The organism is Okeania hirsuta, assembly GCF_003838195.1.
GTDB lineage: Bacteria > Cyanobacteriota > Cyanobacteriia > Cyanobacteriales > Microcoleaceae > Okeania > Okeania hirsuta.
Genome location: NZ_RCBY01000187.1, coordinates 1 through 14525, shown reverse-complemented (window position 1 = coordinate 14525; position 14525 = coordinate 1). Strand labels below are relative to the sequence as shown.

The window sequence follows — 14525 nt, the reverse complement described above, 5'->3', positions numbered from 1 at the left end:
CCCACCCTGTGGAGGAGTGGGGAAACCAGCACCCCCTTACCAACCCCCTTATGGTTGTTTTTTGGTTGAACAACTTCTAGAATATTCAGTGCAGCATTGACATCTCTATCGTGAAACGTACCACAATTGAGACAAGTCCATTCTCTAACATTTAATTCTTTTTTGCCACCACGGAAACCACAACAACTGCATTTTTGACTTGTCGGTTCCCAACGGTTAATTACCCTAAACTCACGACCATATTTCTCACATTTTGCCTCTGTTAAAGTTCGGAATTGTCGCCATCCTAAATCACTAATTGCCTTAGCTAACTTGCGATTACGAATCATGCCAGAAACATTCAAGTCTTCTAATACAATTATGTCATATTTTCTAACTAAATTAGTAGACAATTTGTGTAGAAAATCTGTACGAATATCCTTAATTTTGCAGTGTAGTCTAGCTATTTTCAGCCTGCGTCTTTCGCGACGTTTACTACCTGACTCAGTTTTGGCAAACTTTCTTTGAAACTTAGCTAACTTTTTCAAGCTCTTTTTAAGAGGCTTGGGAGCTAATATTTTCTCCCCACTGCTCAATGTTGCAAATGTTGAAATGCCTAAGTCTATTCCGATTGAATTATCAGTTTTAGGCAGAGATTCAGGACTAATTTCTACTACAAAACTAGCAAAATAGCGGTTAGCTGAATCTTTAATTATAGTCAGAGATGTAGGCTGACTAGCTAATGGCCTTGACTAAACTATTTTGATTTTACCTACTTTTGGTAGATAGATTTTATCTTGATTAATCTGGTAATTAGCACCTACAAATCTGGCAGTTTGCTTTGACTTTCTACTCTTGAATTTAGGCGGTCTTGCTTTGACTCCTTTCCTTTTACCAGTACAACTATTAAAGAAGTTTTTGTAAGCTTGGTCTAAATCTTTTAATGATTGTTGTAATGGAGTAGAGGCTACTTCTTTCAACCAAAGCAATTCTTTCTTGGCTTGTGTTATGAATTGTTTGGTTAAATCAACATAGCTTGGTCTTTTAGCTCCGTTAACATACAGTTGATTGCAATGTGCTAAACTTTGGTTCCAAACATACCGACAACAACCAAACAATTGATTTAGTTTCTTGATTTGAATATGGTTAGGGTAGATACGATATTTATATCTAGCTTTCAATGTTTTCGACCTATTACTAACACGCTCGTAGTTTTATTATTATAGCATGGGTTGGCATTCATCCCGACGCTCCCCTTCGGGAGAGCGCGGGTCTTCTGCCAACATTAGATAATACAAGTTTTTCAACTAGGGGGAAAGCTTATGCTGGGATGGCATGCAAATTGAATCGGCATCGGACCCATTCAATTGGCCGCCGATTCATCTCACGCCAAATCACAGATTATGGCGTGAGGCTCAAGGGCGATCTAGCTAAATCAATTAGAGAGGCCGGGCATTCCTTGTTAGCTCAGTTTATGTCTATATAGTAGAGTCGCCCTCGTAGCCCGCTTTGTAGCTTGTCTCAAAGTCGGGAGTATGTCACCCAAATCTATATCCAAAACCTCTAACTGTAACAACATACTCTGGTTTACTAGGATTTAACTCTAATTTTTCCCGTAACCAACGAATATGAACATCAACAGTTTTACTATCCCCAATAAAATCTGGTCCCCAAACTTGTTCTAATAATTGCTCACGAGACCAAACTCTGCGTGGATAACTCATAAATAGCTCAAGTAAGCGAAATTGTTTGGGGGAAATTTTCACTTCTTGACCTCTAACAGTTACTCGACACTCTTCTGGATAAAGAACTATATCTTTGTACTGGAGCATAATTGCTTGAGGCAGTTGACCTAGACGTTGGCGACGCATCAGAGACCGACAACGAGCCATAAATTCCCGCATCCCAAAAGGTTTAGTTAAATAATCATCTGCTCCAGCTTCTAAATAGAAAGCACAATTATTTGCACTGCCTCTTGCTCCTAAAATCATAATTGGTATTGAATTGCCTTGATGTCTTAACATCCGACATAAGTCTAGACCATTAATTGAATCAAGAATTAGAAGATTGAAAGAAGGTTCACTTTGAATTGATGAATAATTCTGAACCGTAGGAATTACACTACGTCCGTCTGGAGCAATAACTACTTCACAACTTTGTTCTTCTAGAGCTAAGGCTAACATATCCCGAAATAGCTCTTCAGATTCTAATAGCAAAACTTTGCTAGTTATTCTCACGCCAGACTTTAAAAGACTTTCGCTTATATCGGGGGAAAACATAAATATCGCTTTTGTGTATTTGACAGTAAATCATTAATATTGCCTGAGGTGAAAATTTAGGCGATCGCTAATTTTGTAGCTAATTAGCTTAAATTAATGTTCAACCATCCAACAGCTAAAAGCACTGGTTTTTTTATCCATTTATACAACGCATTCTGACTTTGAAATATTGCTATTGCTATACTAATAGTAGGAATAGCGGAGCCTGCTCTGTAGTCAGGCCATTGTTCGTTTCTTGGGATAGGTATCAAGTTAGTAAGCATTGCCCACTTCCATATTGCATTGTTGTGCTGGATACAAAACTTTGATGTCCTTATATTATGTCTAGTAAGTTAAACAAAAGTTAACTTAAGGTTATCAAAAGGTTAAATTATTTTTTAATGAGATTAACGAGCTATTAGCTATTAGCTATCAGCTATCAGCCGAAAAATTTGTACGTATAATTTAGGGTTTGCTGAAAAAGTCTTATGAGTGAGGGTAGGAGACAGGAGAAATGGGAATTATAGAGGAGGTAGTCGGAAAAATTGTCCCTCAATTTTTCTGCCATAACCATCCCAAAATACTAGCTTTTTGCAGCTCTTGCCACTGAAAAGCTGGTACTTTTTTCAACCCAAAAATGCTAAAGCCAATATCAGTAAATACTTTGAGAGTTATTTGGCAAGCCCTAATTAGGCACCTGTTTGCGGAGCAGTCCGGACCGAAAAACTTGGGTAAAACATCCCTTTTGTGTTCCGGAACAGTTTTTAACCATTGAAATGTCAAGATTGAGAAATTTATGGATAAAACATCCCCTTTGTGTTCCGGAACAGTTTTTAACCATTGAAATGTCAAGTCAAGATTGAGAAATTTATGGATAAAACATCCCCTTTATGTTCCGGAACAGTTTTTAACCATTGAAATGTCAAGATTGAGAAATTTATGGATAAAACATCCCCTTTATGTTCCGGAACAGTTTTTAACCATTGAAATGTCAAGATTGAGAAATTTATGGATAAAACATCCCCTTTATGTTCCGGAACAGTTTTTAACCATTGAAATGTCAAGATTGAGAAATTTATGGATAAAACATCCCCTTTATGTTCCGGAACAGTTTTTAACCATTGAAATGTCAAGATTGAGAAATTTATGGATAAAACATCCCCTTTATGTTCCGGAACAGTTTTTAACCATTGAAATGTCAAAGGTTGAGGAATGTATGAATAAAACATCCCCTTTGTGTTTCGGAACAGTTTTTAACCATTGAAATGTCAAAGGTTGAGGAATTTAGGGTATATTTAACAGGTTAATTTATATTTAAAGTCAGATTAATTTTGTTACTTATATTTAATATCAAAAGTATAAATAATTAAAAAATGCTACTACAATTAAGTACTTGGTCTGAAGTCGAAACTTATTTGAGTCAATCTCAAGGTATTATTCTGCCAATAGGTTCTACGGAGCAACATGGACCAACAGGGTTGATTGGCACAGATGCTATTTGTGCAGAAGTTATATCTAAAGGTGTGGGAGAATCAGTTGGAGCATTAGTCGGACCGACGATTAATGTAGGTATGGCATTACATCATACAGGTTTCCCAGGTACAATCAGTCTGCGACCTAGTACGATGATTCAAGTAATTCGTGACTATATAGTTTGTTTAACTAGGTCTGGGTTTACCAAATTTTTCTTTATCAATGGCCATGGAGGCAATATTGCGACTCTGAAAGCTGCTTTCTCAGAAACTTATGCTCATTTGGCCGATCTAAATATTGCTAATGGGGGGTTGGTCAAGTGCAAGGTAGGAAATTGGTTTATGTGTAGCTCAGTTTATAAATTAGCTAAAGAATTATACGGCGATGGAGAAGGTTCTCACGCTACACCTAGTGAAGTAGCTTTAACTCAATATGTTTATCCAGAAGCTATTAAAGTAGCACCACTTTCAGAGGATGTAGCTAGTGGTTATCCAATATATGGTGCTGCTAATTTTCGTTACCGATATCCAGATGGTCGGATGGGTTCAAACCCTGCATTAGCTACACCTGAACATGGTAAGCAGTTTTATGAGTTGGCACTAAAGGAACTGAGTAATTCTTACTTGCAGTTTGTAAATAGTGATTAGAAACAAGGAAGAAGGAAGAAAAAAGAAGGAAGAAGGAAAAAGGAAGAACAGTTTTTCAGCATTTACAGCAGATTGCAGGTATATGAGGTACATATATTAATGATAAAGTCTTTGTAGTGCGGGCATCTTACCCGCCACAGATGTAACCCACCAAGATGAAAATCTTATTATACCAATTCCTTTTGAGAAAAGATATTTATCATCTTTCCCTGTTCCCTATTCCCTATTCCCTGTTCCCTTAACTTAAAGTACATTTAATCTATATAATTTTCTACTTCAAATCTTTACCTAGTTTAAATTACGATCTAAATTTAGATATTAAGGGTTGCAAAAACTGAAATTTGAGTTAATATGGAACTCATAAACCAATCAATTCTATCTAGCAAAACCGATACATAAAATCAGTAAAATAATAGACAAAAAGCTAATAATATTACTTTTTTATCACTTCTTACCTAAAAAGTATGTTTTGAAAGATTACTTTATTCTTACTGACAAGAATAAGCAGTTCCTCTAATGTAAAAGTATGGAGAAAAAACAAATAACTTCTCTACCAAATGTAGATATTAAGTTTCAGAGGTCAAGATTGTGAACAACCAATTAAAAGTTTCCCTAGTAGGTATCTTAGCAACCGTTGGTCTCTGGGGTTTCATACCTCAATCAGAAGCCAAAGCAGAACAATTAGAAACTACTGACAAAGTAGTATTTACTTGTGTTTCAGTTAACGCTGCAGAAAATCAATATGCTACTGTTCCTCAAATAGTTCGTGAAACACGGGATACAAGTGAGCCTGGACTTTTAGGCGGATATCCCCTAGTCAAACGAGAAGTTATTCAAGTCTCCTCTAAACCAATGATTGTGTGGACTGCAACTCTCTCTTCCGACCATCCCAAAGGTGCTTATACTCCTGACCGTCGTTGTCAATCTGTTAGCACTCGTCTAACTAACCTTGCTTATGCCCTGGGAATGGAAACTTTTGCAGATATCAGCAACATTGGAGTTGTAAACTATGAGCAAGTAGTTTATGTTTCTCCAGAAGAAGAGCCTAGCTTCGATAATGTAGTATTCACATTAAAGCCAGGAAATCGTGAGAAATCAGAAGAGATTATCACTCAATTTAAGGATTTCGGACAAGGTACTGCTAGTGACGAACCTATCTACGAATAAGTAAATGGTTTTAGTAGAGATGTTGAGGGGATAAGTAAGCAAATAAATTTTCCCTCTTCATTCCTTATTTCTGAACTATCTAGTTGCTGAACTATTTAGATTGGATAATGTTGAGAAAAGGCTAGTTGAAAATAAGTTTCTCTTCTCAATTAAAACTATAATAAATAGGAAATATCCAATCAAAATCTGTAGACGATATTCTCAGGCACTAATGGCTTAGTTTTCTCTAAGTTTGTGTCTGTTTTAACTACTTTATTAACTAATTTCTAATTTCATTCTCAAAATTATACTTTCTAAAATTAAGTAGCCTCTAAAAAAGTAGTTAATTATGGGATAATAAAAGAGCGCATTAGCGTTAATTTGTTTACCTAAAGTATCTCAATCAATTGTCAAGAGGAAAAAAAATGAAAGTTACAACTACTAAGACTTTATTTACTGCAACATTAACAATGTTTTGTGCTGTTAGCTTAAGTGCTACTCCCACAAAAGCTCAAGAAAAGTCAGTCATAAATGTTACAGGTTCCTCAGAACAATTGTTGAGTACCAGTGCTAATAGTTTGCCCAAGGATAGAAGTACGAGTTTAACTCAAGAATCTACTACTAGAGGTAGACATGGATTATCTAGAAGTACACTAGATGATGTCACGAATAGCATTAACCTCCAAATGCATAAAAGTAGAGACCCGAAATGGAAAAGTGAGAAACAATGGTTTGATGAAAAGTGGGATTCTTTGTCTGTAGACTTTTAGGAGTTTGAGCTTTTAGTGCCACTATGCGGAAGTCAAAAGTCAAAAGTTAAAAGTATTGATTAGTAAGGCTTTTAGGATTTTGTAACTGGTTAGTTATTTCTGCCATCCGGCCCTAATTAATTGATAATTCTATAAACTGGAATACCCCAACTTAGAGATTCCATTTTTTTGAACTGCTCGACAGATGGTTGAGAGCCATCTACAAAATTAAATGCTCCAATTCCAGCGATGGGATATTTTGAGCGCCCGTTAATACCAATTAACTGACCTTTATTGTTTAAAATCGGTCCACCACTCATGCCACTTTTAATATCATTGGTATAACCTAATTGATATCCTTGGCTGAGGGTGCGACTGGGTAACATTTCTACAGCTCCTAAAGTTAACTGAAAAGCACGACTACCCCAAGCACGGGTACTACTCATTTCTAAGGAGTCTGGTTGATGCCAATTGGGAAAACCTGCTGCAATAACAGTTTCTCCTACTGAAAGTACATTACTGTTGGCAATTTCTACAACTTGATAAGGGCGATCACTAGTAAATTGCAATAATGCTACGTCCAAATTACCCATTTGAGGAGATGAAATTAGGGTGGCTTGATGAGTCATCCCATCTCCACTCATAATTGGGTAAAGTTTATGAGAGTTATTCTCAATTACATGATGATTAGTAACAACGGTGTAGGTATTACCTTGTCGTTTAATAATTACTCCAGAACCAGCACTGTTGTCTGTAAAAATTCTCACAGTGACTTGTTGGGCAATATTAGATACTAATGATGGAAATTGTTGTGAATCTACTTCACTGGGTTTTGTATAATAAGCTGAGTTTTCTACACTGGTTTGAGAGTAAGCACTAGGTACAAATGTGGCCAGACAAAATAGTGAAGCTCCCAAAATTTGACTACTCAACTTGAATATTGATTTATTATTCATAATTATTAAAACTTTCTCAAAAAAAATACTTAAATTCCACTACTACCACCCAATCTATTTCCATAAATTTGAAAGTGTGGTGACTCTCTCCCACATTGGTTAGTGCCAGAGACCGCTTCTGATTTTTTCAACACATGAATGGTTGTTAGTAATTTAATTAATTACTTAAATCAAAAATAGGTATATATATTGATTAAGTTCAGCCCAGTCACAAATAACTTAGTAATATAGTCATAGCTTAAGTTCAATTTATTAAGCCAAAATGACTGTGAGGAACTGATTCGGTATTCTACACTATAGCGGTAACAAACACACATTATCAGAATAAAAAATTGCCAAATTTTTCTGCTAGGCCTTTATTTGGGTTTTAATGAAAATTATATGTAGTGATTATCAAAAAATATTCTCATTAAAAGTTAAGTAGAAGCGATCGCTTAATTAGGGTTTGCGTATGGAAAGTCTTTTAGTAAAGGTAGGAGACAGGAGACAGGAGACAGGAGATAGGAGAAATGGAAATTATAGAGGAGGTAGTCGTAAAAATTGTCAGAGTGATTTTTCTGCCATAATCATCCCAAAATACTAGCTTTATGCAGCTCTTTAGACCGAAAAGCTTGCACTTTTTAAAGGCAAAAAAAGGCAGCAAACCAATATCAGTCAATGCTTTGATATTTAATCAGCAGAGCAATAATTAGGGTTTGCGTATGGAAAGTATTTTAGTAGAGGTAGGAGACAGGAGACAACCCACCCCTAACCCCTCCCAGGAGGGGAGAAATGGGAATGAGCGAGGAGGTAGGAGCTAAGTTTTGTCCCTTAATTTTTCTGCCCAAATCTTGACCAAAATCCGCTCCTAATTGAACAATTACCACTTAAAAACTCGAACTTTTTGATACTTAAAAAGGCACTTACCTTTATCTATAAAGACTTTTAGATTTAATCAGCAGAGCAATAATTAAATACAGCTATAATAAATTGAATTTTATTCAAAATCAAGTCAAGACTTTTGCCAAGTAAAAAATCGTCAAAATTCATCCCAGAAAAAGACAACTATCCCCCGATAGAATCAATGATTATTAATATGAAACCTATAAAAATATCTTAATTAAAACAAAGAGCGGATATGAGAATTAAAAATCATACTATAGATTGACAAATTATTCATAAATGTGTATTCAATTGCTTAGATTCAAATATAATTGAAAACTAAATATGCAATTACCAAATATGCTATCTCGTAGTCCATTAATTATCTTAGGAGCGATCGCTGGAGTTATATTCTCCAGTCAAAGCGCGATCGCCACACAAAAAATAGTAATCAAGCTGGTTGGCCCAATAACAGCATCAATCAAAGTCAAGGATCTGCGAGTATTTGCAGAAACAGGCAAAACTACCAAAACAATTTCCCAAGCTCTCGGAATATCGAAAATTAATCCTAATACAGTTCGTGGCTTAATGACATTAGAAGTGGGAGCTAATGTTAGTAACTTAGCCAAAGTGCTTTATAGTAACCTTGGCCAAAATGTAACCAAAGGTATTGCGGAAGTAGTTCAGACCAGACACAATTACGAAAGCGACAAAGCCTTACGTTCTTCCATAATCTTAGCAGCAGCAGATGACAATCGAATATCAGTCCTGGAAGTTCTAGAAAAATATCCTACCGAAGAAATGCACATAGACGTAGGTAAAATCAATGAAATCGTAGACAAAGTAAAGGGAACTATTGGTAATCTTGAAGAACTTCTCAGATAAGTCTACGATTCTGAAGGTGGACTTATTTTAGCAGTATCTTCTTCAATATGATGATTATCATGTGGCTGGGCAGTTTCAGCATCAACTGTCGCAGCTTCTATATATTGACTATCTATGAGAAATGCTCCTTTCTCAAAACGAACAGCCCAATAATTTCCTGGTTTGTGACTCAAAACAGTTCCTACTTCACCCAAACGTACAATATCAGGGGGACGTAATATCGGCATTGATTCAGCAGTTTTGATGTATGGTGGTTGAATAGCTAACCTTACTTTCTGACCAATAGAAAATTCTTTCTCCATTTCTAAATACCCCCAAATAAATATAGTGGTTTGCAGATAAGTGTATGATAAAAATTTACACCATCAAGATACAAAGAGGTTCTAAATTAGTAGTAATTAAAAACCCATAAAACAGTTCTATTCTATCGGTGTAGTTATATCATGTCCGGTTGAATACTTAACACTTTGGAGGAGGTAAGGCAGAAGGCAGGAGGCAGGAGGCAGAAGGAAAGAAAAGGTTAGAAGGGAAAAGGTTTTTTATCACTGATTATCCGGACATGATATTACACATTAACCTTATACATAGTGTGCCACTATAGTTAAAACTTAAGTATATGTAACGTTTTGCCTAATTTCTAACATATTGAGAATTAAGATCAAATTTGACAAATAATCCTACTTCCTTTGCCTTGTAGAAATATTGGATGCAATGTCCTCACTAATGACTACTCTAACACTTAGTTATGAAAAAAAAGTTCAAAATCAAAAAATTACAGCCTGGGTATTAACTAACTTCATTCTACAAAGCTGCCATAAGTTTACATAAATTTATCGGAAGTATTAGAATAGTATAGTTAAGTATCAAATTGTAGGGGGTAATGATCATGGCTACAGATCGCCGCATTTCCCGGGTTGCTTCATTAATCAAGCGGGAAGTCAGCCAGATGTTGCTCCATGGTATCAAAGATGACCGTGTAGGTATTGGTATGGTCAGCATCACAGATGTAGATATTTCTGGAGATTTACAACACGCTAAAATATTTGTTAGTATCTATGGTTCTGAGGAAGTAAGATTCCAAACTATGGAAGGTCTAAAATCTGCTACTGGCTATGTTCGCAGCGAATTGGGTCATAGGATACGTCTGCGTCGGACTCCAGAAGTTATCTTTGTCGAAGACCGCTCTCTAGAACGTGGGACTCAAATTATATCACTTTTAAACCAGCTTTCTGAAGAACGTCAACAACAGGCAACGGAAAATCCTACAGAATCAGATTCTCAGAATATAGAAAAACTTACTTCAGACGGAATAGATTGAAGAAGGAGTCAGGAGACAGAAGACAGGAGACAGAATCAATTGGATGGGAATTTATACCCCATAAAGCTTCGGTATCAGGAGCCAGGTTATCGGAGAAAAGCCAAAACATTCTACTGACTCGGTCCTCCTGATGACTGACTTCCAGCTTTTCGCACAACGTCTGCGTCAGGAGAAGGCTGTTAATTACCCATTCCTAAAATCCCGATCACTAAACTATGAATTTAGCAGAAAAAGTTGCTCAGATGGTTGTAGTTAGAGCTTCCGGCAACCTATTTGACAATCAAATTCGTTATCCAGACTGGGAACCTCCCACCAATAAGCTCAAATATTGGCTGCAAGACTTGGGTGTTGGAGGAGTAATTTTTGTGGATGGGAGTGCTATAGACTTGGCAACTCGCATCCAACAGCTTCAGTCTTGGGCAAAAATTCCCCTACTTTTGGCTGCTGATATTGAGGAAGGAGTAGGTCAAAGGTTCGCCGGAGCAACTTGGTTTCCTCCACCAATGGCGATCGCTGCTATTGCTCAAACAAACCCCAAAAAAGCTATAGAGTATGCTGAAACTATGGGGACTATTACGGCTCAAGAATCTGTGGCAATTGGTTTAAATTGGATTTTAGCTCCAGTGGTGGACGTGAATAATAATCCTGGCAACCCAGTGATTAATATTCGTGCTTTTGGAGAAACGACCGAATTAGTGGGTCAACTGGCAACAGCTTTTATTCGAGGGACTCAACAATATCCAGTTTTGACTACTGCTAAACATTTTCCTGGTCATGGGGATACTACGGTTGATTCTCATTTTGAATTGCCTGTTTTACCCCACTCAGAAAGTAGACTGGCAGAAATTGAATTGCTTCCCTTTGTAGAGGCGATCGCTGCTGGAGTAGATTCTGTGATGAGTGCCCATTTGTTGATTCCTGCTTGGGACTCGGAACTACCTGCGACTCTGTCCCATAAAATTATCACAGGTAAGTTGCGCCAAAAGTTGGGTTTTAATGGATTAGTTGTTACCGATGCTTTGGTTATGGGGGCGATCGCTAATCGTTATGGCTTGGCAGAGGCTTCGGTTTTGGCCGTAGAAGCTGGTGCAGATATTTTACTGATGCCTTTAGATGCAGAGGTTACTATTAATGCTGTTTGTCATGCAGTTAGTCAAGGCCGTATTTCTGAATCACGGATTGATGAATCTTTGCAAAGAATTTGGCAAGTTAAAACTAAAGTTTATCCTACCTGGCAACCGGGAAATGAGAGAGGTTCAGAAAATTTCTCAGCCTCTACATACTATTTAGTTGAGAAGTTATTTCAATCACACGCACAAGAAACTGTAACTAAGATTTTGCATGATTCTCTGCAAGTAGGAGGAAGTTATCTCCCACCAAAACCAAATGTCAAGCATTTACGCAATTTAGTTTTTGTAGATGATATACTCAACAGTGCTTTTTTAGGGAATTATACTCCAGCAGTAGCTCTCCCCAGAAAATTTGGTTACCAACTACAAATTATTGACAGTAATTCAGAAATCCCAGAAGCTCTTACCCCCAATCATTTGACTTTACTACAACTATTTATTCGTGGTAGTGCGTTTAGTAAAATAGCTAGTCTAACACAAGCATCCCAAGATTTAATTAAGAAATTATTAATAAATAGTGAATTACAGGGTCTGATCATATACGGTAGTCAGTATACATTGAAACAGTTTTTACCAGAACTGTCATCAGATATACCTTATGTCTTTTGCTATGGACAAATGCCACAAGCCCAAGCGATCGCTTTAAAGCTTTTATTTCAAAGATTTACAAATTTACAAGTATTTCTCTAAAATCTAATAAAACTCGCCTGACTATTGACAAAAAAACATTAAAATGATATTCGGAGACGATTGTTTCAGGTCAGGAGGGTAGAGAAATCCTCAATTAGTGACTTTGTAGATCGTATTTCATAGTACATAGTTGCAATTTAGACCAACAGTAAAAGAAATGTTTTGGTTCTATGACTTTTAGAATTCTTATCAAAAGAACATAACAAATTGTAACTCTGTATACTGAAAAAATTAACATTCATAATCCGGATTTTTGTTCTATATTATTAATAGCGCCAAAAATTACTCAAACTACGCTAAAAAAAAGGGTGACTATGACTTACACCACAGTTCAATATTCTTTAGACATCATCAGGGATGAAGCAAAAGAACTTGTACAAAAAGGAGTTCTTGGACGTCAGCAACCTATTTATACTCTCTGCCAATACATTCCTGTCAGAGAATGGGCTTGTGTAGAAGGTGAATTGGAAAAATGTAACTTTCTACTTAGAGACCGAATTGCTGACCTAATAGGCAACGAAAAATGGGAAAACGACTAAAAAAAACTAACTCAGCTAAATTGGACTATTAGCTGGGTTAGGTTTTGTAATTTATCCTAATTTATAAAGACTTTTTAATCCCTAGATAAATGGATAAGATTCATCCAAATAGAGGTATGTGATGTATTATCAGTTTTGAGAGTTTGACTCCTGAAGTTTATGTAAATCAGCTCGTAGACCGGCGATTTCTTGAGTTAGCTCCAGCAAATCTTCTTGTACGTCTGATGACACAAAACCAGAAGTAGAAGTAGGACTTGAAGAAGCCGTTGTACTATCAGTATTGACCTGACTATTTTGTTGATTCAAAATTGTATCAACAAAGTTCCTGGCTTCTTGTTCAGTCATCTCTCCTCTATCAGCCCATTCCTCAGTAAGTTGATTGAAATCAGTACTTAATTTATTCAAATTTTCATCTCGCTTACTAGAGTCTTGCACAGTTTCTATAAAAAAGGATGTAGCCCCCAAGGTGACACGAAATCCTTTTTGTAGTAGTTGAGTCAGATTATCCGGATTCATAATGGTAAGTTAATTGAGCATGAAATGGACATTTCTCGATCGCTGCAGATGAGAAACAAACTTATATTGGTATATTGGTAATATAACTAAGCTAGAAGCAAGTGGAAAGTTGTTATATGATATTTTCTAGATGGGCGAGTCTAGATATTTTTATTCTGATCACTTGTAATTTGGATTTAAAGCCTAATTGATATAGCTTCAATTTGTGATTATTATCTACTTGATTACGATGTTTTAATAATAATCTCTTCTACACCCAAATTTATTAACTTCTTTTCAACTTGGGAAACAACATTTTTTAAATTGATATATATCAATAAATATTCATTTTTTGTCAATCTGTATATCATTGAACCTTTTACCGCAAATGATAATAAATCTTTTGGTATATCGTCAAATTCAAAAAACTTTTGCAGAATTAATTTACCACCAAAACCAGGTAAATAATTTTGTAACTTAACCCATGAATTATGACCCATGTACTTGCCATCAAAAGTAGGTACAAAACTGTATATTCGTGGAAGTAGATTGACAGATTTTCTCACATCAGTATGGTTTAACATATAATTGTTTTCTGGTTTAGTTAAATCTAAGACTAAGGCTTCAGCATTTCCCAAATAATTTTCTGGTATGCCAACGTTTCTATATCTTAGATTACAAGGAAAAAAAAATCGTTTAATAGGAACAACTGATAAAAATTCAAATAAAGCATCGTTTGTGCTATAGGGAATTTCTTCGTTTGACAGATTTTTATTTCTCCTCTTAATTAAATCTAACTTTTCTTTTGTTAAGATACATTCAAGATAACTCCAATTATTCTTATTTTGAAGAAAACTGTTCAAGATAAAAACAATAAAAGATGTTGAACTTAAAAGTTTTTCTTTCCATGATAACTTTTTAAAATTTACAGAAATGAAATTATCTATATTATTAAAATATATTGTAAATAATGGTTCAGATTTAGGAACATATCCTGGGTATTCATAAGCTCGAGAAAGATATTCTAATAATTTAAAATATGTTCCACCATCTGCTATGAGATGATTTATAAGCAGAGTTATGCCACAATAATCTTGATTATTATTCAAAATCACATACACTAATGGAGTATCTTTATTAATAGCATCTGAAGAATTTTTGGGAATATTGAATTCATTTTTTACATAAGTTTTTGCATCTAATAAATTATCAATATTTATTTCCTGTTCGTCTAGATCAATATAGATAAAACCTATGCCAGATTTTTGTGGGTTATATCAAATCCGGTAGCATCGGTATAAAAAAATTAAACCTGATAAATTAAGGGATGAATAGTAAGAGTTGGGCGATCGCCATGCCGAGATTGTTAAAGCTAGAACCACACAAAAGTATCGAAGAG

At 35.7% G+C, this 14525-nt stretch carries 17 protein-coding genes; 9 read left to right on the top strand and 8 right to left on the bottom strand.

Features of this window, described 5'->3' with window-relative positions; genetic code table 11:
- From D5R40_RS39990 to D5R40_RS38025, 4 genes are all read right to left on the bottom strand, one after another.
- Positions 1 to 692: RNA-guided endonuclease InsQ/TnpB family protein (locus D5R40_RS39990; protein WP_240041645.1), on the bottom strand; the 692-nt coding region annotated here is incomplete at its 3' end.
- Positions 693 to 731: 39 nt separating this feature from the next.
- Complete coding sequence (locus D5R40_RS39985; RefSeq protein ID WP_240041644.1) at positions 732 to 1160, bottom strand: RNA-guided endonuclease InsQ/TnpB family protein; 429 nt, start codon at positions 1158 to 1160, stop codon at positions 732 to 734.
- 357 nt (positions 1161 to 1517) lie between these two features.
- Positions 1518 to 2258 (bottom strand): winged helix-turn-helix domain-containing protein, encoded by a 741-nt coding sequence (locus D5R40_RS24010; protein WP_124155318.1) that lies wholly within the window; start codon positions 2256 to 2258, stop codon positions 1518 to 1520.
- 83 nt (positions 2259 to 2341) lie between these two features.
- Positions 2342 to 2521, bottom strand: coding sequence for a hypothetical protein (locus D5R40_RS38025; protein WP_205127684.1), 180 nt, complete (start codon positions 2519 to 2521; stop codon positions 2342 to 2344).
- Between the two features lie 575 nt (positions 2522 to 3096).
- Between D5R40_RS38025 and D5R40_RS24005 the strand changes: the two genes are divergently transcribed.
- The 4 genes from D5R40_RS24005 to D5R40_RS23990 all read left to right on the top strand — a co-directional run bounded on the left by D5R40_RS24005 (position 3097) and on the right by D5R40_RS23990 (position 6273).
- Entirely contained in the window at positions 3097 to 3501 is a 405-nt protein-coding gene (locus D5R40_RS24005) for a hypothetical protein (RefSeq protein WP_124155317.1), read from the top strand.
- A gap of 109 nt (positions 3502 to 3610) precedes the next feature.
- The gene (locus D5R40_RS24000; protein ID WP_124147496.1) at positions 3611 to 4357 is read left to right on the top strand and encodes a creatininase family protein; all 747 of its coding nucleotides are present in this window, start codon (positions 3611 to 3613) and stop codon (positions 4355 to 4357) included.
- A 588-nt stretch (positions 4358 to 4945) separates the two neighbouring features.
- Positions 4946 to 5524 carry a COP23 domain-containing protein gene (locus D5R40_RS23995; RefSeq protein ID WP_124147497.1) on the top strand — a complete coding sequence of 193 codons (579 nt, stop codon included), beginning with the start codon at positions 4946 to 4948 and terminating at the stop codon, positions 5522 to 5524.
- A gap of 404 nt (positions 5525 to 5928) precedes the next feature.
- Positions 5929 to 6273 (top strand): hypothetical protein, encoded by a 345-nt coding sequence (locus D5R40_RS23990; RefSeq protein WP_124147498.1) that lies wholly within the window; start codon positions 5929 to 5931, stop codon positions 6271 to 6273.
- A gap of 116 nt (positions 6274 to 6389) precedes the next feature.
- Here D5R40_RS23990 and D5R40_RS23985 read toward each other — a convergent pair whose 3' ends face one another.
- On the bottom strand, positions 6390 to 7208 hold the full coding sequence (locus tag D5R40_RS23985; RefSeq protein ID WP_240039188.1) for a S1C family serine protease: 819 nt from the start codon (positions 7206 to 7208) through the stop codon (positions 6390 to 6392).
- A gap of 451 nt (positions 7209 to 7659) precedes the next feature.
- Here D5R40_RS23985 and D5R40_RS41390 point away from each other — a divergent pair, with 451 nt between their 5' ends.
- Both D5R40_RS41390 and D5R40_RS23980 read left to right on the top strand, forming a co-directional pair.
- Positions 7660 to 7791: a hypothetical protein gene (locus D5R40_RS41390; protein ID WP_275670462.1), complete on the top strand. Its 132-nt coding sequence runs from the start codon at positions 7660 to 7662 to the stop codon at positions 7789 to 7791.
- A 623-nt stretch (positions 7792 to 8414) separates the two neighbouring features.
- A complete protein-coding gene (locus tag D5R40_RS23980; protein ID WP_124147500.1) occupies positions 8415 to 8954 on the top strand; it encodes an alpha/beta hydrolase in 540 nt (179 codons plus the stop codon).
- 2 nt (positions 8955 to 8956) lie between these two features.
- On the opposite strand, the gene sipA is transcribed toward D5R40_RS23980, so the two are convergent.
- Positions 8957 to 9256, bottom strand: a complete 300-nt coding sequence (gene sipA / locus D5R40_RS23975; protein ID WP_124147501.1) for a regulatory protein SipA — start codon at positions 9254 to 9256, stop codon at positions 8957 to 8959.
- Between the two features lie 584 nt (positions 9257 to 9840).
- Between sipA and rbfA the strand changes: the two genes are divergently transcribed.
- From rbfA to D5R40_RS23960, 3 genes are all read left to right on the top strand, one after another.
- Positions 9841 to 10272 (top strand): 30S ribosome-binding factor RbfA, encoded by a 432-nt coding sequence (rbfA, locus tag D5R40_RS23970; protein WP_124147502.1) that lies wholly within the window; start codon positions 9841 to 9843, stop codon positions 10270 to 10272.
- Between the two features lie 215 nt (positions 10273 to 10487).
- Positions 10488 to 12092 carry a glycoside hydrolase family 3 N-terminal domain-containing protein gene (locus D5R40_RS23965; protein ID WP_124147503.1) on the top strand — a complete coding sequence of 535 codons (1605 nt, stop codon included), beginning with the start codon at positions 10488 to 10490 and terminating at the stop codon, positions 12090 to 12092.
- A gap of 314 nt (positions 12093 to 12406) precedes the next feature.
- Positions 12407 to 12631, top strand: a complete 225-nt coding sequence (locus D5R40_RS23960; protein ID WP_124147504.1) for a DUF4327 family protein — start codon at positions 12407 to 12409, stop codon at positions 12629 to 12631.
- A gap of 129 nt (positions 12632 to 12760) precedes the next feature.
- Here the strand turns inward: D5R40_RS23960 and D5R40_RS23955 are convergent, their stop codons facing one another.
- Both D5R40_RS23955 and D5R40_RS23950 read right to left on the bottom strand, forming a co-directional pair.
- Positions 12761 to 13147, bottom strand: a complete 387-nt coding sequence (locus D5R40_RS23955; protein ID WP_124147505.1) for a hypothetical protein — start codon at positions 13145 to 13147, stop codon at positions 12761 to 12763.
- A 224-nt stretch (positions 13148 to 13371) separates the two neighbouring features.
- Positions 13372 to 14235: a hypothetical protein gene (locus D5R40_RS23950; protein ID WP_124147506.1), complete on the bottom strand. Its 864-nt coding sequence runs from the start codon at positions 14233 to 14235 to the stop codon at positions 13372 to 13374.
- Positions 14236 to 14525: the final 290 nt, after the last annotated feature.

What these genes read in the sequence shown, in the direction of transcription:
- D5R40_RS24010 (WP_124155318.1), bottom strand. Translation starts at nt 2,258, where the DNA reads ATGTTTTCCCCCGATATAAGCGAAAGTCTTTTAAAGTCTGGCGTGAGA.
- D5R40_RS38025 (WP_205127684.1), bottom strand. Translation starts at nt 2,521, where the DNA reads ATGCTTACTAACTTGATACCTATCCCAAGAAACGAACAATGGCCTGAC.
- D5R40_RS24000 (WP_124147496.1), top strand. Translation starts at nt 3,611, where the DNA reads ATGCTACTACAATTAAGTACTTGGTCTGAAGTCGAAACTTATTTGAGT.
- D5R40_RS23990 (WP_124147498.1), top strand. Translation starts at nt 5,929, where the DNA reads ATGAAAGTTACAACTACTAAGACTTTATTTACTGCAACATTAACAATG.
- D5R40_RS23985 (WP_240039188.1), bottom strand. Translation starts at nt 7,208, where the DNA reads ATGAATAATAAATCAATATTCAAGTTGAGTAGTCAAATTTTGGGAGCT.
- D5R40_RS41390 (WP_275670462.1), top strand. Translation starts at nt 7,660, where the DNA reads ATGGAAAGTCTTTTAGTAAAGGTAGGAGACAGGAGACAGGAGACAGGA.
- D5R40_RS23980 (WP_124147500.1), top strand. Translation starts at nt 8,415, where the DNA reads ATGCAATTACCAAATATGCTATCTCGTAGTCCATTAATTATCTTAGGA.
- sipA (WP_124147501.1), bottom strand. Translation starts at nt 9,256, where the DNA reads ATGGAGAAAGAATTTTCTATTGGTCAGAAAGTAAGGTTAGCTATTCAA.
- rbfA (WP_124147502.1), top strand. Translation starts at nt 9,841, where the DNA reads ATGGCTACAGATCGCCGCATTTCCCGGGTTGCTTCATTAATCAAGCGG.
- D5R40_RS23965 (WP_124147503.1), top strand. Translation starts at nt 10,488, where the DNA reads ATGAATTTAGCAGAAAAAGTTGCTCAGATGGTTGTAGTTAGAGCTTCC.
- D5R40_RS23960 (WP_124147504.1), top strand. Translation starts at nt 12,407, where the DNA reads ATGACTTACACCACAGTTCAATATTCTTTAGACATCATCAGGGATGAA.
- D5R40_RS23955 (WP_124147505.1), bottom strand. Translation starts at nt 13,147, where the DNA reads ATGAATCCGGATAATCTGACTCAACTACTACAAAAAGGATTTCGTGTC.